Here is a 22,592-nt window from a genome sequence, read left to right on the forward strand (position 1 = left end):
GGGAAAAGGTGTGGCGATGCAATCTGCTGCCGTGGACCTTCCGGACGCTCCCGACGAGAGCCTCACCGAAGCCGTCGTCGACCTCGTTCTGCGTGGCATGTGGCGCGGCCGGCCCGAGTCCGAGCACCGCCCTCTGGTCGACGCGGGACTGGCGATGGTGAAGGGTCCCGTGGTGCTGCCGACCGAGCGGGCCAAGACCGCCGCCTCGCGGATCCTGCGGGTTGCCTCGGGATCCGAGCAGGAGGAGCGGATCACCGCGGCGTACGAGGCCTTCCTGCCGGTCAACCGGCAGATCCGCGACGTGTGCACGGCCTGGCAGTGCCGCCCCGACGGCACCGCCAACGACCACTCCGACAGCGGCTACGACGCCGAGGTGCGCGAGTCGCTGGAGGACGTGCACGAGGCCATCCAGCCTGTGCTGCGGAGGCTGGAACGGGTGCTCGCGGGCAGCGGACGGTACCTCACGGCCCTGGAGGAAGCCCTGGACCGCTTCGACGACGGCGCACTGGAGTGGCTGGCGTCGCCGCTGTGCGACTCGTACCACACCGTGTGGATGCGGTTGCACCAGGAACTGCTGCTGGCGCTGGGCATCAGCCGGGCCCAGGACGAGGCCCGCGAAGAAGAGCTGGTCACAAGGAGCCGGGGTTGAGCGTCACCGACCGCGAAGCGGGCCCGCTCGCACAGTCCGAGGCTCCCCGCACACCGTCCGAGACCCCTGGCCGGAGCCTGGTGCCCTACGGGCAGGGACGGATCCGGGGCCTCGACGCGGCTGAACTGGGCGCGCACGGTGCGGCGATGGACCGGCTGGTGGCCCTCGGGCTGCCGGTCGTGCCGGGCCTCACCGTGCCCACCGGCGCCTCCGCCTCGCTGTGCGAACCCGACACCGCCGGATCCGCCGTCGATCTGGTCGAACAGCTCTCGGGACGGCGGATCGGCGACGCGACCCGGCCGCTGTTGCTGCGCCTGTCGGCGAGCGCGCCGACCGAGATCGCCGGACTGCCGCCCGACCTGGCCTGTCTCGGCGTGACTCCCGGCAATGCGGGCGACCTGTGCGCCGTCATCGGACGCGCAGAGGCGCTGCACGAGGTGTGGGCCGCCACCGTGCGGATGATCGCCGAGTACGCCCTCGACGTCCCCGGTGCGGTGCTCGACGACGCCCTCCTCGACACGCCCGAGCCGCGGGCACGGGTCGAAGCACTGCTGGCGCTGGTGGCGCAGCGCGGATCCGGGCCCTTCCCCGACGACCCGGCGCAGCAGCTCGCGCTGGCCGCCCGCGCCCTCCTCGGCCGATGGGACTCGCCGCGTGCGAGAAGGTCCCGCCGGGCCCAGCGGCTCCCCGCCGATCTCGCCGTCGCCCTGCACGTGCAGGCGCTGCGCATCGGCCCGGCGGACCACTCGGGCTACGGCACGGCGGTCAGCCGCCACCCCGAGACCGGGCGCCTCGCACCGCAGGGCTGCTTCTTCCGCGGGGTGCGCCGCAGCGCCCCGCCGCCCCACACCGGTGAACCGCTCGAGCGACTCGCGGGGGGAACCGCGCTGCTGGAGCACTCCCTGCTCACCCTGGAGCGCCATCTGCAGGCACCGGTGTCCGTCGACTTCGAGGTACGCGACGACGAGATCTCCCTGCTCGCCGCTGCGGCGCAGCTGCGCCCACCGCTTCGGGCGTCGGTGTGTCTGGCCGCGGACCTGGCCCGGGACGGGGCACTCGGCCATGAGGAGGCCGTACGGCGCATCACCCCCGTGCAGGTGCAGGAACTGCTGCACCCCCAGCTCCGGCTGACCGGTGGGGAGGAGCTCCTGGTGAGGGGGCTGCCCGCATCTCCGGGGGCGGCGACCGGAGCGGTCGTGCTGTCCAGTGAGCGTGCCCTCGAACTGGCCGCGGACGGTACTCAGGTCGTGCTCGTGGCTGCCGAGACGAACCCGGCGGACGTCCCCGGGATGCTGGCCTCCGTCGCCGTGCTGACCGGCAGCGGCGGCATCGCCTCACACGCCGCCGTGGTGGCGCGGGGCGCCGGCAAGCCCGCGGTGTGCGGCGCCGAGGGTCTGCGCGTGGACCGGGCCGCCGGGACGGTGCGGATCGGGGACCGGGTGCTGCGGGAGGGCGACCCCGTCTCTCTGGACGGCCGCACCGGCGCCGTCTACGCGGGGGCGCTGAGCGTCAGTGTCGCCGGACCACCGCCCGAGCTGTCCGCCCTGCTGGAGTGGGCGGACGGCATGCGTCGGCTGGGTGTGCGGGTCAACGCCGACACGGCCGCGGAGGTGAGCACCGCCATCGCCCTGGGCGCGGAGGGCGTCGGGCTGTGCCGTACGGAACACCAGTTCCTCGGCGGGCGGCTGCCGCTGATCCGCCGGGTGATCCTGGCCGCCGACCCGACGGCCCGCGAGGAGGCGCTGTCGGCGCTGGAGCACGCCCAGCACGAGGACTTCAGGGCTCTGCTGGCGGCGGTGGGCAACCGCCCGGTGACCGTGCGCCTGCTGGACGCCCCGCTGCACGAGTTCCTGCCCGCCCCCGGACAGGCCCTGGACACGGCCGAGGAGCAACGGGCCGCCGCGCTGCGCGAGGCGAACCCGATGCTCGGGCTGCGCGGAGTGCGGCTGGCGCTGCTGCACGAGCGGCTCTACCCGGCGCAGGCCGAAGCGCTCTTCACCGCCTGGGCCGATGTCGCCGCCACCGGAGTCCGCCCGGAGCTGGAGGTGATGATCCCGCTCGTCAGCCTGCCGGAGGAGCTGGCCGCCGCGGCCGCGTACGTGCGCGGTGCCGCCGATGCGGTCGCCGCCCGCACCGGAGCGGATGTCCCGTACCGGCTCGGCACGATGATCGAGACCCCGCGGGCCGCGCTGCTGGCCGGTGAACTCGCCGAGCATGCCGAGTTCTTCTCCTTCGGCACCAACGACCTCACGCAGCTCACCTACGGATTCTCCCGGGACGACGTCGAGCGCCAGGTGCTCGCCACCTACCAGGAGCGCGGGTTCCTGGCCGCCAGCCCGTTCGCCCGGCTCGACCCGCACGGCGTGGGCGCCCTCATCGCCCTGGCGGCACAGCGGGCGCGGAGCGTACGACCCGGCATCAAGCTGGGCGTGTGCGGTGAGCACGGCGGTGACGCGGAGTCGATCGCGTTCTGCGACGACCTGGGCCTCGACTACGTCTCGTGTTCCGCGCACCGCGTGCCGGTGGCCCGGATGGCGGCAGCGCACAGCGCCCTGCGGGAGCGGCGCGGCGAGAGCGGGAGCGCACGATGACGAGCACCGTGACAGACGGCACGGCCCTGTCGGACACCGAACTGGACGACCTGCGCGAGACCGTTCGGTCGGTGTGCGCTGACGCCGGCGGCACCGCCGCGGTACGCCGGATGCCCGAGGAGGCCCCCGGCATCGACGCCGGGTTGTGGGACACGCTCGGCCGGCAGGTCGGCCTCGCGGCCCTCGGACTGCCCGAGCCGGCCGGCGGCATCGGCGGGCTCGCCGAGATCGCCGTGGTCTGCGAGGAGTTGGGCAGGACGCTGGCGCCGGTACCGCTGCTCTCCTCCACCGTGCTGGCCGGGCAGGTGCTGGCCGGCTGCGGCACCGCCGACAGGGCACTGGCCGAATTGGCCGAGGGCACGGTGCACGCCCTGGCGGTGGCGGCCCCCGACGGAGCGTGGCGGTCCGACGCCGTGCCGGTGGCCGTCTCCTGGCAGGGCAGCGTGCCGCTGCTCGACGGCACCGCGCCGTTCGTCCTCGACGGCGCCGACGCCGAAACGCTGGTGGTGGCCGCGGCCGGCGCCGACGGCGTGGACCTCTTCCTCGCCGACCCGCGCGAGCCGGGGGTCACGGTGCGCCGGGTGCCGACCCTGGACCTCGGCCGGGGCCAGGCGGTGGTCGCCTTCTCCGGTGCCCGGGCCCGGGCGCTGACCGCCGGCGGCGAGGGGGCGGACGTCGTCTCCCGCGCCCTGGACGTGGCCCTGGTGGCTCTGGCCGCCGAGCAACTGGGCGGAGCGCAGGCCGCGTTGGACATGACGGTGGCCCATGTGCGCGACCGTACCCAGTTCGGCCGGGCGATCGGCGGCTTCCAGGCGGTCAAGCACGCCTGTGCCGACATGCTGCTCCAGGTCGAGGCCGCTCGGTCGGCCGTGGTGCGCGCGGTGCGAGGGGCCGGCTCGCCCGAGGCGCTGGCCGAGGCGGCGGCGGTGGCACAGGCGTGGTGCGGCGAGGCGTTCGTGTCCGTCGCCGCCGAGTGCGTGCAGCTGCACGGCGGCATGGGCTTCACCTGGGAGCACGACGCACACCTGTACTTCCGGCGCGCCCAGTCCGACGCCGTCCTGCTGGGCGGCGCCGCACACCATCGGGAGCGGCTCGCCGGGCTGCTGGGCTGGTGACATGGAAGGCGGAACGGCATGACCACCAGAGTCATCGACGAGGTGTTGTTCGACGACGGGGACCCACCGCGTCTCGCGGGCGCCCGCTGCTCCGGATGCGGCACCGTGGTCTTCCCCCGGCAGGACTCGTGCCCCAAGTGTTCGGACGGCGCCATGTCCCCGCATGTGCTGGCGGTGAGCGGGCACGTGTGGTCGTGGACGCTCCAGGCCTTTGCGCCGAAGCCGCCGTACCGCCCGCCGTCCGGCGGCCACCGGCCGTACCACGTGGGCTACGTGGACCTCGGTGAGGTGCTGGTCGAGGCGCTGCTGGCGGTTCCCCGCGCGGAGATACGGATCGGTCTGCCGGTCCGGCTCACCACGGTGCCCGCGTACCGGGACGAGGACGGAACCGAGGTCCTGACCTTCGCGTTCCGTCCTGACCTGGACGGAGAGCGATGAGGCGGACCGACGAGGTGTACGTGATCGGGTGCGGTATGCATCCCTTCGGCCGCGACGAGACCGTCACCGGCATGGACATGGCCGAGCGTGCGATACGCGAGGCGCTGGCCGACGCCGGTGTGGCCTGGGCGGACATCGGCTACGCGGCCGGCGGCTCCGACGTGTCCGGCAAGCCCGACACGCTGGTGGGCCGCCTGGGCCTGACCGGCGTGCCCTTCGTCAATGTGCAGAACGGCTGCGCGACCGGTGCCTCCACCGTCCTTGCGGTCGCCAACGCGCTGCGCGCGGGCGAGGCCTCCCTGGGGCTGGCGGTCGGGTTCGACAAGCACGAGCGGGGTGCGTTCCATGTCTCCGCGGCCCGCTACGGTCTGGGTGACTGGTACGCCGAGACCGGCATGATGCTCACGACCCAGTTCTTCGCCCTCAAGACCCGGCGGTACCTGTACGAGCACGGGATCTCGGAGCGGGCGTTGGCGATGATCGCCGCGCGAGCCTTCCGAAACGGCTCGGACCACCCGCTGGCGTGGCGGCGCAAACCACTGACCGAGCAGGAGATCCTCGACTCCGCCGAGGTCAGTCCCCCGCTCACCGGGTACATGTTCTGTTCCCCCGGTCAGGGCGCGGCCGCGCTGGTGCTGGCGCGCGGCGACCGCGCCTTCGACCTGTGTGAACAACCGGTCAGGCTGGCGTCGTTGGCTTTCCGGACCCGGCGATTCGGTTCTTTCGAGGTGTTCTCGCCCTGGCTGCCGCCGGGACCGCACCGCAGCCCCAGTGTCGACGCCGCGGAGGCGGTCTTCCGCGCGGCAGGGGTGCGGCCCGCGGACGTGCAGGTCGCCCAGTTGCAGGACACCGACAGCGGCTCGGAGCTGATCCATCTGGCGGAGACCGGGCTGTGCGGTCACGGCGAGCAGGAGGAGCTGCTGTCCGCCGGGGAGACCGAGGCCACGGGCCGGATACCGGTCAACACCGACGGCGGCTGCCTGGCGGGCGGAGAGCCCGTCGGCGCCTCGGGTCTGCGGCAGTTCCACGAAGTTGTACGGCAGTTGCAGGGCCGGGCGCCCGGTGTGCAGGTGCCGGGCGCTCCCCGGGTGGGCTTCACCCATGTGTACGGGGCGCCCGGGATCAGCGCCTGCTCGGTCCTGACGGTATGAGAGGCGGCGGGCGAAGTATGCGGCACGGCGGGAGAACAGCACTGGTGACCGGCGGGGCACGCGGGATCGGCCTGGAGATGTGCCGACAGCTCGCGGACCAGGGGCTGCGGGTCCTGGTCGGGGCGCGAGGACGGGAGGCCGCCGCAGAGGCGTGCCGCGTCATCGGCCCGGCGGCACTGCCGCTGGCCCTGGACGTGACGTCCTCGAAGAGCGTCACGGAAGCGGTCCGGAGGCGGCGGGGCTGACCGGTGGGATCGACGTGCTGGTGAACAACGCGGGCGTGTCCCTGGACCGGGAACTGCGGCCCCCGTATGTCGATGAGGACATCCTGCGGGCGACTCTGGACCGAACCTCACCGGCGCCTGGCGGGTGGCGGAGGCCGTCGTCCCCGGCATGGTGGAAGCCGGCTACGGGCGGGTCGTGAACGTCACCAGCTCGTACGGTTCGCTGGCGCTGATGGACTCCGGTCGACACCCCGCCTACCGGATCTCCAAGGCGGCGCTCAACGCCCTGACCCGTATGCTCGCCGCCGAGCTCTCCGGCACGGGTGTGCTGGTCAACGCCGCCGACCCCGGCTGGACCCGCAGCGGCATGGGCGGGCCGTCCGCTCCGCGCGGCCCGGAGGAAGGGGCGGACACGCCGGTCTGGCTGGCGACCCTTCCCGAAGGCGACGAGACTTCGGGCGGGCTGTTCGCCGACCGGAGGCCGCTGCCCTGGTGAACCGCCTCAGGTCCGGGACGGGGCCGGCTTCTCCTCGGCGCCGACGATGCGCAGCGCCAGCGCCCTGACCGCCTCAAGCACGGACCGGGAGGGCAGCTGGGACAGCGGTCCGCCCTCCGCCCGCAGCGCGGTGACGAGCATGGTCGTGCTGATCAGTGTGCGGACCGCGAGCGCCTGCCCCGCGTGCCGGGCCTTCGCCGCCCGGGGGCTGCGAGTGGTGCCCTCGGGCAGATAGTCGTAGCCACGCTGGATGTGCCGCTGCTCGAACTCGTCCCGCAGCACCTTGACGCTGCCGTTGGCGGAGGCGACCTGGACCTGGTACAGACGGGCCTCGTCCGGGTTCTGCTCCACCCAGTCCCACACCGCGTCGATGACGCGGACCAGACCCTCCGCATCACCCGGCTCGGACTCCGGACGCGCCGCCTCCACGACCGCGTTCAGCTGGTCGAAGACCCGTCGCATCGCGAGTTCGAGCAATTCCTCTTTGCCGTCGAAGTGGTAGTAGACGGCGGTGGGCACCACCTGTGCCTCGTCCGCGATGTCCTGGATGCTGGTCTCCGCGAATCCGTTGCGGCCGAAGACCCGCACGGCGGCCGAGATGATGTGCTGCCGCCGCGAGGGCCGGTGGGCGGGCTGCTTGCCGTTCTTCGTGGTGGCCATCATGCTCCCTGCCGACTGCCGTGAACCCGCGTCCGTGGGCCCTGCGTACTGACCATTGTATCCAGTTACTACTGCCGCCCGACGGCATAATTCCTGCTCCACAAGCGCCTCCGGAGCACCGGGCTCCCGGCATACTTGACACCATGACGACATCCGGAACCCGCGCCGCTCATCGTCCGTCGCGCAAGCAGTGGGTCATCGACGCAGCCACGGAGCTGTTCGCCACCCAGCCGCCGGACGAGGTGACGGTGGCCGACATCGCCGCTCGTGCCGAGATGACCTCGGCAGCGGTGTACTACCACTTCTCCTCCAAGGACCAGGTCCTCGCGGAGGGTATGCGGGTGTTCGCCGCCGCGCTGCGCGAGCAGGTGCAGGCACTCACTCACGCCCACCCACCGGGCTCGGACATCGGCACGGCGATCACCTCGCTGCTGGGCTGGCTGGGCGAACACCGGTCCGCCGCCACCGTCTTCTTCGTGTCGTCGGCCGGCATGAGCCAGGACGCGGAGGCACTGCGCCAGGAGAGCCGCACCGAACTGCTGGACGAACTGGTACGACTGATCCGCAAGGCAGGCGGGCCGGTCTCCGACGCCGAGGCGGCGGTGATCGGCCTGGGCCTGCTGGCGCTGCTGGAGACCGCGGCGATCTCGCAGGTCCGGGGCGACGACGTCTACCGGTCGCTGGGGCACCGCTCCTTCGTCCGCGAGGTCGGCAACCTCGCGGAGCGGATCGCCGACCCGGCCACATAGGCCTCGGATCACACCAGCAGGCGGAGGGGCTTGCTCAGCAACTCGCCGACGGTGCGCAGATATTCGGCGGCGGGTGCCCCGTCCACGGCACGGTGGTCGAAGGTGAGGCTGAGGGTGAGCACCCGCGTGCGCAGCGGCCGGTCGTCCACCCACTCGACGCCGTCCCTGAGCCTGCCCACCCCGAGGATCGCGACGTTGCCGGGGTTGATCACGGGGGTGAAGAAGTCGACGCCGTATCCGCCGAGCGAGGTGACCGTGAAGGTGGCCCCTTCCAGCTGCGCGGGCGAGATCCGTCCCTCGCGCGCGGCCTGGGCCAGGGACCTCGACCGGCGAGTGACCTCGGGCAGCGGCAGCGCCACCGCGTCCTCGATCACGGGGACCATCAGGCCGCCCGGAACCGCCACCGCGAAGCCCAGGTGGACCTCGTCGAGCAGATGGACGCCGTCCTCCCGCACCGTCGCGTTGAGCAGCGGGTGCTCGCGCAGCGCCAGGGCCGCGGCCTTCAGCAGGAAGTCGTTGATGCTCGGTACCGGCAGATCGCTGCCGGCCCACTCCTCCTTGAGCCGGTCCCGCAGGGACACCACGGCGTCCATCCGCACCTCGTAGCCGTGCGTCAGCTGCGCCATCTCCTGCAGGCTGGCGTGCATCCTGCGGGCGATGGTGCCGCGCATCCCGGTGAACGGGATGACCTTGCCGGGACGAGCGAGAGGGGGCTCGGGCGCCGGAGTGACTCCCTCCAGATCCGCCCTGCGGATGCGGCCGCCGGGACCGGTGCCGTTCACCCCGGAGAGATCGATGCCCCGCTCCTTCGCCAGCTTGCGGACCAGCGGTGAGGCGGGGGTGTCGCCCGACGGGACGAGGGTGACGAGGTCGCCGGGGAGGGCCGCGAGGAAGTCCTCGACGTCCTCGGAGACGATCCGCCCGCCGGGACCGGTGCCCCGTACGGCGGTGAGGTCGACGTCGGCAGCCGCGGCGACCCTCCGGGCGTTCGGTGAGGACAGAAGCCGGTCACCGACGCCCTTCTCACCCGTGCCGTTCACGGAGGGCGCCGCGCCGGCGTCGGGGGCGGGCGCAGTGGTCCCGGACCCGACCGGCGTGGGCGTGCCCGCCGGGTCCGGTGGCTGTTCGCCCTCGGCCAGCAGCCAGCCGATGAGGGCCCCGGCCGGCACGGTGGCCCCGGCCGCGACCACCGGGTGGAACAGTCCCCCGGCCTCCGCCTCGACGTCCACGTCGACCTTGTCGGTGGCCAGCCGCAGCAGGGCGTCGCCCTCCGCGACCGCGGCGCCGGTGGGCACGAGCCATTCGTCGATCGTGCCTTCCTGCATCGTCAGGCCGATCTTCGGCAGCAGAACCTCGACCGCCACGTCGGTCACGACCTTTCGAGGAGACGCCGGCAGCCCTGGGCGATCCGGGTGCGATCGGGGACGTACGCCCTCTCGAGGACCGGGGAGAAGGGAACGGGCGAGAAGGGAGCGCCGATGCGCAGAACCGGCGCGTCCAGGTGGTCGAAGGCGGCGTCCTGGATCTGGGCGGCGATCTCCGCGCCGAGCCCGCCGAACGTGACGGCCTCGTGCACCACGAGCACCCGGTTGGTGCGGCGGACGGAGGCGAACATCGTCTCGGTGTCCAGGGGCTGCACGGTGCGCGGGTCGATCACCTCGATCTCGACGCCCTCGGCCGCGAGTTCGCCGGCCGCCGCGAGGGCCTCCCCCACCATGCGGCCCAAGGCGATCACGGTGACGTCGCTGCCCTGGCGCGCGGTGTGCGCCTGGCCCAGCGGGATGCCGTAGATCTCCTCCGGCACCTCGCCGGCGCTGCCGAGCAGGACCTTGTTGAGCATGACGACGACCGGGTTGTCGTCCCGGATGGCCGACACGGTCAGGCCCTTGGCGGTGTACGCGTCGCACGGCATGACGACCTTGAGGCCGGGCACGTGGGCCAGCCAGGCCTCCAGGCTCTGGCTGTGCTGGGCCGCGGCGCCGAGGCCGGCTCCGGAGGCGGTGGTGATGGTGAGCGGCACGGACAGCGCGCCGCCGAACATGTACTTCATCTTGGCTGCCTGGTTGACGATCTGGTCGAGGCAGACGCCGATGAAGTCCATGAACATGAGGTCGACGACGGGGCGCAGGCCGCGGGCGGCGGCGCCCACGCCGAGGCCGACGAGGGCGGCCTCGGAGATCGGGGTGTCGATCATGCGGCGGGGGCCGAACTCGTCCAGCAGGTTGTCGAACATGCGGAAGACGCCGCCGTATCCGGCCACGTCCTCGCCGGCGACGAAGACGTTCTCGTCCTCGCGCATGGCCTGGGCGAGTCCCTCGTTGAAGGCCTTGACGTAGGTCAGTTTGCGGGCCGCGGCGTTCGGGGCGACGGCCGGTGCTTCGGTGGTGGTGGTCATGGCGGTCATCCCGAGTAGACGTTGAGCAGCAGGTCGGCGGGGTCGGGCAGCGGGCTCGCCTCGGCGTACGCGACGGCCTCGGCGATCTCGTCGCGAGTGCGCTGCCATACGTCGTCGAGATCCGCGCGGGTCGCGGCGCCGTCGGCGACGGCCCGGGTCTCCAGCAGGTCGATGGGGTCGCGGGCCTTCCACTCGGCGACCTCCTCGTCCGAGCGGTAGGGGTGCCGGAGGCCCTTGACGCCCTGGTGGTCGAAGTAGCGGTAGGTCTTGGCCTCGATCATCATCGGGCCCTCGCCGGCCCGGGCCCGTTCGACGGCGTCGGCGGCGGCGCGGTGGACGGCGAGCGCGTCCATGCCGTCGACGATCACGCTGGGCATGCCGTAGGCGGCGGCCCGGTCGGCCACGTCGGTGAGCAGCATGTGCCCGGACTGTGGCGTGAATTCGGCGTAGCCGTTGTTCTCGCAGACGAAGACGACGGGCAGGCCGAGGATCGCGGCCATGTTGGCGCCCTCGTGGAAGGCGCCGATGTTGGTGGCGCCGTCGCCGAAGAAGGTCACGGCGACGCTGTCCTCGCCCTTGTACCGGGCGGCGAAGGCGGCACCCACGGCGATCGGGACGCCCGCCCCGACGATGCCGTTGGCGCCGAGCATGCCGCGGGTGAGGTCGTTGATGTGCATGCTGCCGCCGCGACCGAGGCAGGCGCCGGTGACGCGTCCGTACAGCTCGGCGTACATCTCGCGGAGGCCGACGCCCTTGGCCACGGCGTGCCCGTGACCCCGGTGGGTGGAGGTGATCTGGTCGTCGTCGCGCAGGGCCGCCATGACGCCGGCGGCCACGGCTTCCTGGCCGACGTAGAGGTGCAGGAAGCCGGGCAGTTTGCCCGCCTCCATGAGTTTGCCCGCCTCGGTCTCGAACAGCCGGATGCGCACCATGCGCTCGTGCAGATCCCTGATGACCTGCGCGGATACCTGGTGCGCGGCCGCATCGGCCGACTTCTTCTGAGCCATCGTCCGCCCCTTCGCCCGAGGGAGGTGTGCCACACACGTGGACTTTCTAGTGTCTGTCTACAGTAACCAGCACCAGGCACCTTACTGAACGGGCTCTCTAATTACTACGCCCCGGACCCGACTCCTCGCCCCGACCGTCCACCAGTTCCACCGCGTTACCCTCCGGATCCGTCCAGAAGCTGATCCGCCGACCGTGCGCGCGGACGACGACCGGGTCCGACAGGGGCTTGGCACCGGCGGCCCCCAGCGCCGCCACCACCGGGTCCACGTCGTCGACATGGAAGGTGAGATACGACAGCCCCTGACGTCCGGCCAGTGGATGCGCCGCGCGGGCCGGCACCGCGGGCGACGAGGGAAGAATCAGCTTGACGCATCCCCCGGAGGGCACCTGCAGCCAGACGACGACCACCTCGCCGCCCAGTCCGGCCGGGCCGCCCACACCCACCGGTACGCGCGAACGGTGCACGGCGCGACAACCGATCACGTCGCGGTAGAAGCGCTCCATCGACCCCAAGTCCCGTACCACCACGCCCACCTCGAACGGTCGGACCATGACCATCGCACCCACCCCTACGGGAGACCGAGCCGAAACTTCGCCACTTTCTATTGACAGACCACACTAAGTCCTGTTGCAGTTTCGGACACAGCCCAGCTGTCGCATTCCGAAGCCGGTCACCGGCTCGCGGCTGGGAGGATTGTGAGGACATCGTGGTCCAGACCAGTTCGCCGGAGATCCGGGAGACAGACGCCGACCGCAACCCGCCCTCGGCCCCCGAATACTCCTCGTGGATCAGCCAGGTCCGGTCCACCGACGCCGCGTCCCTGACGATGCGGCGGGAGGCCGCCGAACTCGTCGAGCGCGTGATGGCGCACTACCGCGCCAACACGACGCACGAGGCGGACGGTCAGTGGACGGAACCCATCGCCAACTACCTCGACGCCGACCGCTGGCAACGCGAGACGGACGCCGTCCACCGGAGCGTCCCGCTGCCGCTCGCCATGTCCTGCGAGCTGCCCGGTCCGAACACCTACAAGGCGATCGACGTGCTCGGCATCCCCGTGCTGATCACCCGGGACCGCCAGGGCGCCGTACACGCGATGATCAACGCCTGCCGGCACCGGGGAGCCAAGCTCCTCGAACCCGGCTGCGGGGTGTCGAGGCGGCTCACCTGCCCGTACCACTCGTGGTCGTACGACCTGGCCGGCGAACTGCGGGGCGTCTACGCCGAGAAGACCTTCGGCGACGTTCCACGCGAGGGGCGCAGCCTGGTCAGGCTTCCTGCCGGGGAGCGGGCGGGGATCGTCTTCGTCTCGCTGGCCCCGGCGGCCGAGCCCGACCTGGACGCCTGGCTGGGCGATCTGCAGCCGCTCCTCGAGGGGCTCCGGCTGGCGGAGTGCCACCACTACGCCACCCGCGAGCTGACCAGTCCCAACTGGAAGGTCACCCTCGACGGATATCTGGAGACGTACCACTTCGCCTCGCTGCACCCGAAGACGGTGTTCGAGACGAACCTCTCCAACATGATGGCCCACGACACCTGGGGCCCCCACCAGCGCATCGCACCGGCTCTGCGCCCCATCGCGCAGGCGGTCGAACTGCCCCCGGACCAACGCGATCCCGGCGACTGCGTCGGGCCCATCTACTGGCTCTTCCCGGGCCTCGCGATCGCCGGCGGCTGGCGCCAGAAGATCGCCGTCTCCCTGGTGCTGCCGCGGACGGCCACCGAGTCGGTGACCCAGCAGATCATCCTGCTGCGGGAGCCGGCGGTCAGCGAGGAGGAGCGCCAGGCCGCCGACCGGTTCGGCGAGTGGTTCCACGAGGTGGTCCGCGACGAGGACTACGCGACCACCTACGGAGTCCAGCAGGGTCTGAAGGCCCTCGACGGGACCGAATTCGTCTTCGGACGCAACGAGCCCGGACTCCAGCACCTCCACCGCACCATCCACCAACACCTGGAAGACGGCGCCCAGGCCGCCAGAGCCACCAGGTGACGAACCAACGACACTCGCGGGAGAACAGCATGGTGGCTACGGGCAGCCTCGACGGACGTGTCGCGGTGATCACGGGCAGCACGCGCAGCATCGGCCGTGCCATCGCCGAGGCCTTCGTGGCCGACGGCGCCACGGTCGTCATAAGCGGCCGTTCCGAGATCAAGGGCAAGCAGGCCCTGGAGGAGATGGGCGCCGGGGACCGGGCCGTCTTCCACCCCTGCGACGCCAACAGCCAGGAGGACATCGAGGGCCTCGCCGACTTCGCCGCCGAGCGCTTCGGCCGGCTCGACATCTGGGTCAACAACGTCGGCGGCAGCTCCGGCTTCGCCCCCATCCACCAGCTCAGCGACGAGGCATGGCACGACGCCCTCAAACTGAACGTCAACGGCTACTTCTACGGCACCCGCCGGGCGCTGCCGAAGATGCTGGAGCACGGCTGGGGCCGCATCATCAACATCTCCTCCGTCGAGGGCAAGCAGGCCAACAAGCCGGGGATCAGCCACTACATCACCAACAAGCACGCGATCCACGGCCTGACCAAGGCGACCGCCTTCGAGTACGGCACCCAGGGCATCACCTGCAACGCCATCTGCCCCGGCGCCGTCGACACCGACCTGATGCGTGCCGCGGGGCCGGCCGCGGCCGAGGCCGAGGGCATCAGTTACGAGGAGTGGCTGAGCCGCTTCGCCGAGCACGCCGCCACCAAGAAGATCACCACGGTGGAGCAGATCGCGGCTGTCGCCTCGCTGCTCGCGAGTGAGGCCGGCACAGGAATCACCGGCGCGCTGATCAGCGTCGACGGCGGAACGGCGCAGTGGTAGGCGCGGGTACGGACAGCGGGAGACCTGGGTCATGAAGAGCTGGATCACGGACTGGCAGCGCAGTGAGCGGCTGCCGCACTACACCCGCGCCAACGCGGGTGAGACGCTGCCGGAACCCGCCAGCCCGCTGGGCTGGACCCTGGTGTGGGGGCAGGGCCTGCAGGGCTGGCGTCGCGGCTTCGTCGGGTTCGGCATCTACCGCGAGGAGGAGGTCGCCGGCCCCCGACCGCCGTTCGTCGGCATGTTCGGCGGCCACTTCTACCTCAACCTGTCCCACATGCGGCTGTTCGGCATCCGTATGGGCCAGACGGCGGACCAGATCGACGCGGCCTTCGTCGGACAGCGCTCCGACACGCCGGTGTACCTGGCGCACCCGGACGACCAGGACGAGGAGCTGACCGCCAAAGCGGGCGGGACACTACAGCGGATGCTCGGCCAGAGCAGCTTCCCGGAGGCCGACGCCGACCGGCGGCGTCTGCGCGCACTGCGCCGCTCCCGGCCCGACCCGACACGGCTGTCCGAGGCCGAACTGGTGGCGTACGCACGGTCGTTGCTGGACGAGGTGGAGACGACCTTCCAGCGGCACGTCGAGTCCTCGCTGCCCGCGTCCGTCGGACCGGCGATCCTCGGCCCGCTGTGCGCGAGCGTGGACCGACCCGGCGCCATGCTGGATCTCATCGGCGGTCTCGGCGACGTCGACTCCGCCTCCCCCTCGACCGGGTTGTGGACACTGTCCCGCCAGGTGGCGGCCTCGGCCGAGCTGAGCGCGCTGTTCGACCGGGGTCCGGCCGCCGTGGAGCAGGCCCTCGACGGGGCGACCGGCGACGTCAAGACGTTCCGCGACGCGTTCGAGGAGTTCCTGGCCGAGTCGGGCGACCGCGGCCCCAACGAGTGGGACATCCACGCGCTGTCCTGGGAGGCGGCGCCCGTCCAGGCGCTGGCCCTGGTCGACCGCATCCGCCACAGTCCCGACGACGACTCCCCCGCCGCCCGCCGCGCACGGCTGACCGAACGGCGCGAGCGGACGGCGCAGGAGATCCGGGCCGTGCTGCCCGAGGAGACACAGCCCATGTTCGACGCCGGCATGCACGCCTCCCAGGTGTGGATCCCGGCCCGCGAACGCACCAAGGCGAACTGCGTCACCGTCGTCAACGAGATCCGCATGGCCGTACGGGAGCTCGGTCGCCGCGGCGTCGAGGCGGGCCTCTTCGCCCGGCCCGAGGACGTGATGATGCTTCTGGACACCGAGCTCAACGACTATGTCGCCGCCCCGGAGTCCTTCGGCCCCGTCATCGCGCGGCGACTCGAGGAGTACGCCGCCCTGCACGACCTGGAACCGCCGTTCTTCGTCGCGGACGACGCCCAGACCGACGTCGGCACCTGGCCGCGGCGCGCCGAGGAGCGGACGCAGGCAGCCGTCGAGGGTGATGTCCTCGGCGGTGTGGGCGGCAGCCACGGCACCTACACGGGCCGCGTGCGGGTGGTCACCGACCCGGCCTCGTGCGAGGCGCTGGAGCCCGGGGAGGTGCTGGTCGCGCCGATCACGGACGCGGCCTGGACCCCGCTGTTCCTGGTCGCCGGAGCGGCCGTGGTCGACGTGGGCGCGCTCAACAGCCACGCCGTGGTGGTCTGCCGCGAACTGGGCATCCCGGCCGTCATCTCCGTCGAGGGCGGGACACAGCGCCTGCGGGACGGGATGGTGATCACGGTCGACGGTGACAGGGGCACGGTCACCGTGGACAGCGTTCCGGCGCCGCTGGGCATCTGAGACACCGCGGGTCCGTCGCTCCCCTGCACCGGGGCGACGGGCCCGCGGGCACGACCGCGAAAGGAATCCCGTGGCTGAGGAAGTCATCGTCGCCGGCTGGATGGACTACGAGCCCGACGACCGCGCCGGCATGCTGACGGCCCTCGTCGAGCTGGGCCGGCGCACCCGCGAGCAGGAACCCGGTTGTCTGGACTACGCCATGACCGCCGATCCCACCGACGAGCGGCGTATCCGGGTGTACGAGCACTGGTCCTCCCGGCAGGCCCTCGACGAGCACTTCACCACCGCGCACATCAAGGACTTCCGGGCAGCCGTGGCGGGGCTGACCCGAGTCGGGGTCTCCCTGACGGCCCACACCGTCGCCGCGTCACACCCCATGCGCTGAAACGGCGCCCTCCGGCCGGGGGCGCCGTTTCAGCCTGCCGGACGAGTGCCGTTCAGCCGGAATCGCCCAGGCTGACCAGCATCTTGCCGACGTTTCCGCCGCCGAGCAGGGACAGCAGCGTCGCCGCGGCGTTCTCCAGGCCGTCCACGACCGTCTCGCGCGCGGTGATCCGGCCCTCGGCGAGCCAGCCCGCGACGCGCTGCTCGAACTCCGGCCGCAGGTCGTCGTGGTCGCGGACGATGAAACCGCACAGCGTCAGCCGTTTGAGGACCGCCTGGATCAAATGGTTGATGTCCACGGTCCGTCGGGCGCCGCCGAACTGCGACATCATGCCGCACAGGGCGACCCGGCCACCGGTCCGCAGCGCGTGCAGGGCGGCGGCGAGCTGCTCTCCGCCGACGTTGTCGAAGTACACGTCGATGCCGTCGGGTGCCATCCGGGCCAGGGCGTCGCGCACCGGCTCGGCACGGTAGTCCGCGGCGGCGTCGTAGCCGAACTCCTTGACCAGCAGGGCGCACTTGTCCGGCCCGCCTGCGGTGCCGACGACTCGGTCCGCGCCCAGCAGGCGTGCGAACTGGCCGGCGGCGGTGCCGACGGCCCCGGCCGCCGCCGACACGAAGACGGTGTCGCCGGGGCGCAGCGCCGCGATCCGGGTCAGGCCCACGTACGCGGTGAATCCGGTCTGGCCGAGCAGCCCCAGCCAGGTGGGCAGCGGGGCGAGTCGAGGGTCGATGCGATCCGCTCCGTCGGTGTCCGCCGCGTCCAGCACGGCCCGCTCCCGCCAGCCGAGTTGGTGGCGGACGTAGGCACCGGGCGGCACGCCGGGACAGCGGCTCTCCTCCACGACACCGAGGGCCCGGCCGTCGAGCGGTGATCCGGGGGTGAAGTTGTGCGTGTAGTGCTTCTCGGTACTCTCCAGCCGCCCGCGCATGGACGGGTCGACGCTCATGTAGAGGTTGCGGACGAGGAGTTGGTCCTGACCGAGGGGTGGCAAGGGGCGTTCCTCGACGGTGAAGTCACCGGGGGCCGGCTCCTTTTCGGGGCGGCGTACCAGACAGACCACGCGGGTGGTGCGCGGGGACACGGCGTCACCCCTCCGGCCGAGGCGGGGTGCGCCGCTGTGCGAGGCGGCCGACCCAGCCGGCCATCTGAAGGTCGGCGTGGCGCAGTTCGCCCGACTGCCACCGGGCCTGGAAGTCGAAGACGCCCTGCGCCCCCGTCCCGGGGTCGGTCACCTCGACCAGACCGTCCTCGGTGAGCCGGTACACATGCCCGGTCAACGGATGGATCACTTGCTTGGACATGGGGCCTTACTCCTGCACTCGGCGGCGCACGCCGCGCTTGGTCACGGTCACCGGGCCCTCGACCCGGAGCCGGCAGGCGAGCCGGGTCAGGCCGTCCACCGGCCTGCGCAGGGCCTCGATGCCCTCGCGCTCCAACGCGCCCACCGGGGAACAGTTCTCGGCGCCCTCCTCCACCTGGACGAAGCAGGTACGGCAGGTGCCCTTGCCGCCGCAGACCGTGGGCCAGCGGTAGCCGAGCCGCTGGGCGGCGGTGAACAGGTCCTCGCCGTCGAGGACTTCGAGCTCGACGCCCAGGGGTCTGACCGCCACGCGGTGGGTCACTTGTCCATCCACTGATCGAGCGTCCGGTTGAAGTGGCGGATGCGGCTCTCCTGGTAGTTGGCCAGGGTGATGCCCGGCTTGCGCATCGCCTTGAGGCCCTGCTGGACGTAGGGGAGGTTTTCGCAGTCCTGGTCGAAGACGGGGCCGAGCACGCCGAGTTCGGGGACGTCGGCGAAGAGCATGTCCTCCGGCACCCAGCGGATCTTCACGGGGGGCGGCATGTCGCCGGGCTGCTTCGGGGAGGACATGAAGATGATCTCCGCGGTGCAGGAGTCCGGGTCCAGGCCGTTGGGCCGGAACCTGTAGATGATGTTGGACTTGGCGCCGCCCCAGGGGTTGAAGTTGGGAAACAGCAAGTAGTTGATGGCGTCCAGGAGTTCGGTGTCGGCGGTCTGCGAGAAGTCCTGCTGCGAAGTGGCCGCCAGTTGCGCGCGCATCCGCTCGGCGAGGACCTGGCGGGCGGTGCCGCCCGGCGGGATCGCCGGCATTTCGTCGCCCTCCTGCATCACCAGGTCACGGCCCTGGGCCGCGGCGTAGAACGCGCGCGAGTCGTAGAACGTCTCGAGGACGTCCTCCTCCGTGACGGAGTCCGCCACGTGCGGGCTGGGCGCGCCCTGGATATTGATCATCCGGTTCCAGTTCGGCTGGTCCGCCATGACGTCGTACTGGGAGTTGGCGTCGGCGAGCCACGGCAGCATCTGCGGGTGCGTGGCGATCACGTGGAAGGACTCGATGAACGCGTCCTGCGCGATCTTCCAGTTGCAGGGCAGCACCTTGGCGATGTGCAGCGACTTGTAGCGGTTCTCCAGCGGCCAGATGTAGTAGTCGTCGAAGGTGCCGCGGTAGGAGTCGAAGGACTCCGCGTACGGGTCCATGTTGATGAAGACGAAGCCGCGCCAGGTGGCCACCCGGGCCTCGGGGAGGGCGAACTTCTCCGGGGTGACGTGCGGGAAGTCCCAGGCACAGGGCGGGGTCTGCATCGTGCCGTCGAGGTTCCAGGCGAAGCCGTGGAACGAGCAGCGGAACTCGCTGACGTTGCCGCCGCCGGTGCGCAGTTTGCGTCCGCGGTGCAGGCACACGTTGACGAAGGCCCGGATCTCGTCGGGGGCCGTGCGCACGACGATGAGCGAGTCGTCGCCGATCTCGTAGACCTCGTGGTCGCCGACCTCGGGAATCTCGCTCTCCAGGCAGGCGAACTGCCAGACGCGGCGCCAGACCTGCCTCATCTCGCGTTCAGCCCATGCGCGGGAGGTGAAGCGGGCGGTGTCGATGTCCTCGCTGCCGAGGTGGTCGTTCCTCTCGTACCTCAGGGCGGGGGGAACAGGGCGGCTGTCCCGGTCGAGGTAGTCCTGGACGCTGGGCCCGGGGCACCGCGCCGTGCCCAGCTCCGATGTTTCGTCCATCATCTCTCCTCCGGCAGAAACTTTAGAGTGAGTGTAGTTACGGGTCGCGTTCAGGAGCAACACTCGCGACGGTGAATGAACCCGCATCTCCCGAGGTCATGGGGGAATCGTTCTGAGATCCTGGATTTTCTTGCGGCGGCCCTCTCCCCAAGGACGCCGGGGCGTGTCACACTCCGACCCACTTGAGGCTGTAGTTCCTCACAAGTTTCTCCGTCTCCGGAACGGTCTTTGCCCGTCCCGGCCCCAGCGCCCCGGGGGTCTCACCCCGGAGGCCCGCGCCGTACCCCACGCCGGCGATCGACGCAGCCCTGTATCCCCCGGCACCTCTTGCGTGCCGTCCCGCCCCGGGACGGCACGGCATCGATCCGCCTGACCGGAGCCGACCACCGCACACGCGGAAGCGACGCGGGCCGCGGCAGCCCAGGCGCCACACCACGGGAGTACTCAACGATGAGTTCCAGACCCGGTCGCGCGGTCCGCCGCGCCCTCACCGCGATCGTCCCTGTCACTGCCCTGCTCACCCTTGCGGCGTGCGGCAGTGCCACCACCCCGGCCGCCGGCTCCTCGCAGGCGGCGGCGCCCGGATCGCCCGGCCTGACGGCGGCCCGCGCGGCTCTGAAGTCGTACGCGCAGCGCCCCGCCGCGATCTCCGTCACCCAGCCGGTCGGCAAGAAGATCCCCACGGGCAAGAAGATCGACTTCATCCTGTGCGGCGTCCAGTCCTGCAAGGACCTCGCCGACTTCTTCACCGAAGCCGCGGGACAACTCGGCTGGAAGGTCGAGCAGATCGCCACCCAGGGCACGCCGGAGTCCGTCCAGGCCGCCTACGAACAGGCCGTACGCGACAAGCCGGACGCCGTCGTCGCCTCCGGTTTCCCGCGTGCCGTCTACGCCAAGCAGCTGGCACAGCTGAAGGCGGCCGGTATCCCCGTCATCCAGTCGAACGCCGACGACGTGGTCGGCGACGGCATCTCCCTGCTGAAGAACGGACCGAAGGACGTCGGCGTCCAGGGCCGGATGCTCGCCTCGTGGGTGGTGTCGAACAGCGGCGCCCAGGCGAACACCGTGTACTTCGATCTGCCGGCGTACACGATCCTCAAGCCCGTCAAGGACTCCTTCGCGGCCAACTACAAGGATTGGTGCTCCGGTTGTGCGCTGGACAACGTCGACGTGCCGATCACCGCGGTGGGAAAGGACATGCCGGACCGCGTGGTGTCGTATCTCCGCTCACACCCGAAGGTGACCCATGTCGTCTTCTCCCTGGGCCTGCTCAACGTGGGCGTGCCCGCCGCGCTGAAGACGGCCGGCCTCACCGGCAAGCACATCGTGGTCAACGTCGGTGACGCGCAGAACTACGAGTACATCCAGAGCGGTCTCACCGACGGCGCGATGGCGCTGAACTCCCATGAGACGGCCTGGCTCCAGGTCGACGCCCTGGCCCGGCACTTCACCGGCCAGTCCATGGCCGTGGACCAGAAGGCGGCGCTGCCCAACATGCTCGTCACCAAGGACAACCTGCCTTCCGCCGACGGCGACTTCCCGATCGTCGAGAGCTACCAGAAGCAGTTCAAGGCGCTCTGGGGCCTGAGTTGACCGGGCCGGTACTGCGCGTGGCCGCCCTGTCGAAGAGATTCGGCGGCACCCAGGCCCTGAGGGACGTGGACCTCGAGGTCGCGCCCGGCGAGATCCACGCCCTCATCGGGCCCAACGGCTCCGGCAAGTCCACCCTCATCAAGATCCTCGCCGGCTTCCACCCCGCGGAGCCGGGTGCGGTGGCCGAACTCGACGGCGAGCCCTTCGACCTCGGCCATGTCACGGCCTCCCGCCACGACCGGCTCCGCTTCGTCCACCAGGAGCTGGGGCTGGTGGGCGAGTTGAACGCCATCGACAACCTGGCGCTCAGCCACGGCTTCGCCCGCACGGCGTTCGGCAACATCCGCTGGCCGGAGATGGAGAGACGCACGACCACCCTCATCGAACGGTTCGGACTCGGTATCGACGTGCGCCGCCCCCTGGTGACGGCGACCCCCGTGCAGCGCGCGGTGGTGGCCATCGCCGCCGCGCTGCAGGGCTGGGAGGGCGGCCGCGGTGTCCTGGTGCTCGACGAGCCCACCGCCGTGCTGCCGCCCGGCGAGGTGGCCCGCCTCTTCGACATCGTGCGGGAGGTCCGCGACGCCGGCGCCGGCGTCCTGTACGTCTCGCACCGGATGGACGAGATCTTCGCCCTCGCCGACCGGGTCACCGTCATCCGCGGCGGACGCCGGATCGCCACACGCCGGGTCGCCGAGCTCACTCCGCGCTCGCTGGCGGAACTGATGGCGGGCGAGGAGACGGAGACCGACCACCGCCCGGCACCCTCCGCCGGTCCCGCCGACCCGGTGCTGGAGGTGCGTGACCTGTGGGCCGGGCCCCTGCGGGGAGTCGACCTCGACCTGGCAAGGGGTGAGCGTCTGGGCATCACCGGTCTGGTCGGCGCCGGCCACGAGATCGTGCCGTACGTGGTGTGCGGGGCCCATGCCGGGCCGGTGAGCGGCAGGCTGCGGCTGCCGGAACGCTCCGAGCGGTGGACCGAGGCGCGTGACGCCGGCGCGCTGGGCCTTCCCCTGGTCCCGGCGGACCGGGCGGTCGAGGGAGTGATCGGCGACTTCTCGGTCGGCGAGAACCTCACCCTCCCGCTCCTGCACCGGCTGCGCGCCCGGGCCGGGCGGCTGCGCCGGCGCCGCGAGTCCGCCCTGGCGGAGGACTGGATCAGGCGGGTCGGGGTGCGCACGGCAGGACCCGGGGCGCGGATCACCACCCTGAGCGGCGGCAACCAGCAGAAGGTCGTCATGGCCCGCTGTCTGGCACAGCGCCCGCCGGTGCTGGCGCTGTGCGAACCCACGGCGGGCGTGGACGTCGCCACCCGCCTGCAGCTGTACGACCTGATAGAGCGTCAGGCCGACGAGGGCATGGGCGTCATCGTGTGCTCCTCCGACACGCAGGACCTGCTCGCGCTGTGCACCCGCGTCCTGGTGGTGCGCGACGGCCGGATCGCACGGGAGATCAGTGGCCGGGACATCACCGAGTCCGCGCTCGTGCACGCCATGGAAGGAACCGAGTGACATGAGCCTTGGAAGGGACTCT

Annotated in this window: 23 protein-coding genes; 14 read left to right on the forward strand and 9 right to left on the reverse strand. The window is 71.5% G+C overall.

What is annotated here, in order from left to right; all coding sequences use genetic code 11:
* Positions 1-16 precede the first annotated feature (16 nt).
* From ACFY6U_RS18925 to ACFY6U_RS18955, 7 genes are all read left to right on the forward strand, one after another.
* Positions 17-649, forward strand: coding sequence for a hypothetical protein (locus ACFY6U_RS18925; RefSeq protein WP_390039556.1), 633 nt, complete (start codon positions 17-19; stop codon positions 647-649).
* The gene (locus tag ACFY6U_RS18930; protein WP_390039558.1) at positions 646-3,240 is read left to right on the forward strand and encodes a putative PEP-binding protein; all 2,595 of its coding nucleotides are present in this window, start codon (positions 646-648) and stop codon (positions 3,238-3,240) included. Before ACFY6U_RS18925 ends, ACFY6U_RS18930 begins: the two co-directional genes overlap by 4 nt.
* Complete coding sequence (locus tag ACFY6U_RS18935; protein ID WP_390039560.1) at positions 3,237-4,355, forward strand: acyl-CoA dehydrogenase family protein; 1,119 nt, start codon at positions 3,237-3,239, stop codon at positions 4,353-4,355. Before ACFY6U_RS18930 ends, ACFY6U_RS18935 begins: the two co-directional genes overlap by 4 nt.
* A gap of 18 nt (positions 4,356-4,373) precedes the next feature.
* On the forward strand, positions 4,374-4,793 hold the full coding sequence (locus ACFY6U_RS18940; protein ID WP_390039562.1) for a Zn-ribbon domain-containing OB-fold protein: 420 nt from the start codon (positions 4,374-4,376) through the stop codon (positions 4,791-4,793).
* Positions 4,790-5,944, forward strand: a complete 1,155-nt coding sequence (locus tag ACFY6U_RS18945) for a thiolase family protein (protein WP_390039564.1) — start codon at positions 4,790-4,792, stop codon at positions 5,942-5,944. Before ACFY6U_RS18940 ends, ACFY6U_RS18945 begins: the two co-directional genes overlap by 4 nt.
* 44 nt (positions 5,945-5,988) lie before the next feature.
* Positions 5,989-6,189, forward strand: a complete 201-nt coding sequence (locus ACFY6U_RS18950; RefSeq protein ID WP_390039566.1) for an SDR family NAD(P)-dependent oxidoreductase — start codon at positions 5,989-5,991, stop codon at positions 6,187-6,189.
* Between the two features lie 124 nt (positions 6,190-6,313).
* Positions 6,314-6,664 carry an SDR family NAD(P)-dependent oxidoreductase gene (locus tag ACFY6U_RS18955; protein WP_390039568.1) on the forward strand — a complete coding sequence of 117 codons (351 nt, stop codon included), beginning with the start codon at positions 6,314-6,316 and terminating at the stop codon, positions 6,662-6,664.
* A 6-nt stretch (positions 6,665-6,670) separates the two neighbouring features.
* Here the strand turns inward: ACFY6U_RS18955 and ACFY6U_RS18960 are convergent, their stop codons facing one another.
* On the reverse strand, positions 6,671-7,327 hold the full coding sequence (locus ACFY6U_RS18960) for a TetR/AcrR family transcriptional regulator (RefSeq protein WP_351487992.1): 657 nt from the start codon (positions 7,325-7,327) through the stop codon (positions 6,671-6,673).
* Between the two features lie 140 nt (positions 7,328-7,467).
* Between ACFY6U_RS18960 and ACFY6U_RS18965 the strand changes: the two genes are divergently transcribed.
* Positions 7,468-8,073: a TetR/AcrR family transcriptional regulator gene (locus ACFY6U_RS18965; protein WP_390039570.1), complete on the forward strand. Its 606-nt coding sequence runs from the start codon at positions 7,468-7,470 to the stop codon at positions 8,071-8,073.
* A gap of 8 nt (positions 8,074-8,081) precedes the next feature.
* Here ACFY6U_RS18965 and ACFY6U_RS18970 read toward each other — a convergent pair whose 3' ends face one another.
* From ACFY6U_RS18970 to ACFY6U_RS18985, 4 genes are all read right to left on the reverse strand, one after another.
* Positions 8,082-9,437: a 2-oxo acid dehydrogenase subunit E2 gene (locus tag ACFY6U_RS18970; RefSeq protein WP_390039572.1), complete on the reverse strand. Its 1,356-nt coding sequence runs from the start codon at positions 9,435-9,437 to the stop codon at positions 8,082-8,084.
* A gap of 5 nt (positions 9,438-9,442) precedes the next feature.
* Positions 9,443-10,468, reverse strand: a complete 1,026-nt coding sequence (locus ACFY6U_RS18975) for an alpha-ketoacid dehydrogenase subunit beta (RefSeq protein ID WP_351487998.1) — start codon at positions 10,466-10,468, stop codon at positions 9,443-9,445.
* A 5-nt stretch (positions 10,469-10,473) separates the two neighbouring features.
* Positions 10,474-11,475 (reverse strand): thiamine pyrophosphate-dependent dehydrogenase E1 component subunit alpha, encoded by a 1,002-nt coding sequence (locus ACFY6U_RS18980; protein ID WP_390039574.1) that lies wholly within the window; start codon positions 11,473-11,475, stop codon positions 10,474-10,476.
* Positions 11,476-11,572: 97 nt separating this feature from the next.
* Positions 11,573-12,028, reverse strand: a complete 456-nt coding sequence (locus ACFY6U_RS18985) for a VOC family protein (protein ID WP_390039576.1) — start codon at positions 12,026-12,028, stop codon at positions 11,573-11,575.
* Between the two features lie 155 nt (positions 12,029-12,183).
* On the opposite strand from ACFY6U_RS18985, the gene ACFY6U_RS18990 reads away from it, so the two are divergent.
* The 4 genes from ACFY6U_RS18990 (at position 12,184) to ACFY6U_RS19005 (ending at position 16,441) form a co-directional block, all read left to right on the forward strand.
* Positions 12,184-13,467 (forward strand): aromatic ring-hydroxylating dioxygenase subunit alpha, encoded by a 1,284-nt coding sequence (locus ACFY6U_RS18990; RefSeq protein WP_390039578.1) that lies wholly within the window; start codon positions 12,184-12,186, stop codon positions 13,465-13,467.
* A 29-nt stretch (positions 13,468-13,496) separates the two neighbouring features.
* Positions 13,497-14,288 carry an SDR family NAD(P)-dependent oxidoreductase gene (locus ACFY6U_RS18995; protein WP_351564154.1) on the forward strand — a complete coding sequence of 264 codons (792 nt, stop codon included), beginning with the start codon at positions 13,497-13,499 and terminating at the stop codon, positions 14,286-14,288.
* Between the two features lie 31 nt (positions 14,289-14,319).
* Entirely contained in the window at positions 14,320-16,056 is a 1,737-nt protein-coding gene (locus ACFY6U_RS19000) for a PEP-utilizing enzyme (protein ID WP_390039580.1), read from the forward strand.
* 70 nt (positions 16,057-16,126) lie between these two features.
* Positions 16,127-16,441, forward strand: a complete 315-nt coding sequence (locus ACFY6U_RS19005) for a putative quinol monooxygenase (RefSeq protein WP_390039582.1) — start codon at positions 16,127-16,129, stop codon at positions 16,439-16,441.
* 52 nt (positions 16,442-16,493) lie between these two features.
* On the opposite strand, the gene ACFY6U_RS19010 is transcribed toward ACFY6U_RS19005, so the two are convergent.
* The 4 genes from ACFY6U_RS19010 to ACFY6U_RS19025 are packed head-to-tail and all read right to left on the reverse strand — an operon-like array spanning position 16,494 to position 19,469.
* Positions 16,494-17,525 carry an NADP-dependent oxidoreductase gene (locus ACFY6U_RS19010; RefSeq protein ID WP_390039584.1) on the reverse strand — a complete coding sequence of 344 codons (1,032 nt, stop codon included), beginning with the start codon at positions 17,523-17,525 and terminating at the stop codon, positions 16,494-16,496.
* A 4-nt stretch (positions 17,526-17,529) separates the two neighbouring features.
* Complete coding sequence (locus ACFY6U_RS19015; RefSeq protein WP_351488019.1) at positions 17,530-17,745, reverse strand: transposase; 216 nt, start codon at positions 17,743-17,745, stop codon at positions 17,530-17,532.
* A gap of 6 nt (positions 17,746-17,751) precedes the next feature.
* Positions 17,752-18,054, reverse strand: coding sequence for a 2Fe-2S iron-sulfur cluster-binding protein (locus ACFY6U_RS19020; RefSeq protein WP_390039586.1), 303 nt, complete (start codon positions 18,052-18,054; stop codon positions 17,752-17,754).
* 8 nt (positions 18,055-18,062) lie between these two features.
* Positions 18,063-19,469, reverse strand: a complete 1,407-nt coding sequence (locus ACFY6U_RS19025; RefSeq protein WP_390039588.1) for an SRPBCC family protein — start codon at positions 19,467-19,469, stop codon at positions 18,063-18,065.
* Between the two features lie 450 nt (positions 19,470-19,919).
* Here ACFY6U_RS19025 and ACFY6U_RS19030 point away from each other — a divergent pair, with 450 nt between their 5' ends.
* Both ACFY6U_RS19030 and ACFY6U_RS19035 read left to right on the forward strand, forming a co-directional pair.
* A complete protein-coding gene (locus tag ACFY6U_RS19030) occupies positions 19,920-21,062 on the forward strand; it encodes a sugar ABC transporter substrate-binding protein (protein WP_390039590.1) in 1,143 nt (380 codons plus the stop codon).
* Positions 21,059-22,570 carry a sugar ABC transporter ATP-binding protein gene (locus ACFY6U_RS19035; RefSeq protein WP_390039592.1) on the forward strand — a complete coding sequence of 504 codons (1,512 nt, stop codon included), beginning with the start codon at positions 21,059-21,061 and terminating at the stop codon, positions 22,568-22,570. Before ACFY6U_RS19030 ends, ACFY6U_RS19035 begins: the two co-directional genes overlap by 4 nt.
* Positions 22,571-22,592: the final 22 nt, after the last annotated feature.

Source organism: Streptomyces sp. NPDC013157 (genome assembly GCF_042899865.1).
Lineage (GTDB): Bacteria > Actinomycetota > Actinomycetes > Streptomycetales > Streptomycetaceae > Streptomyces.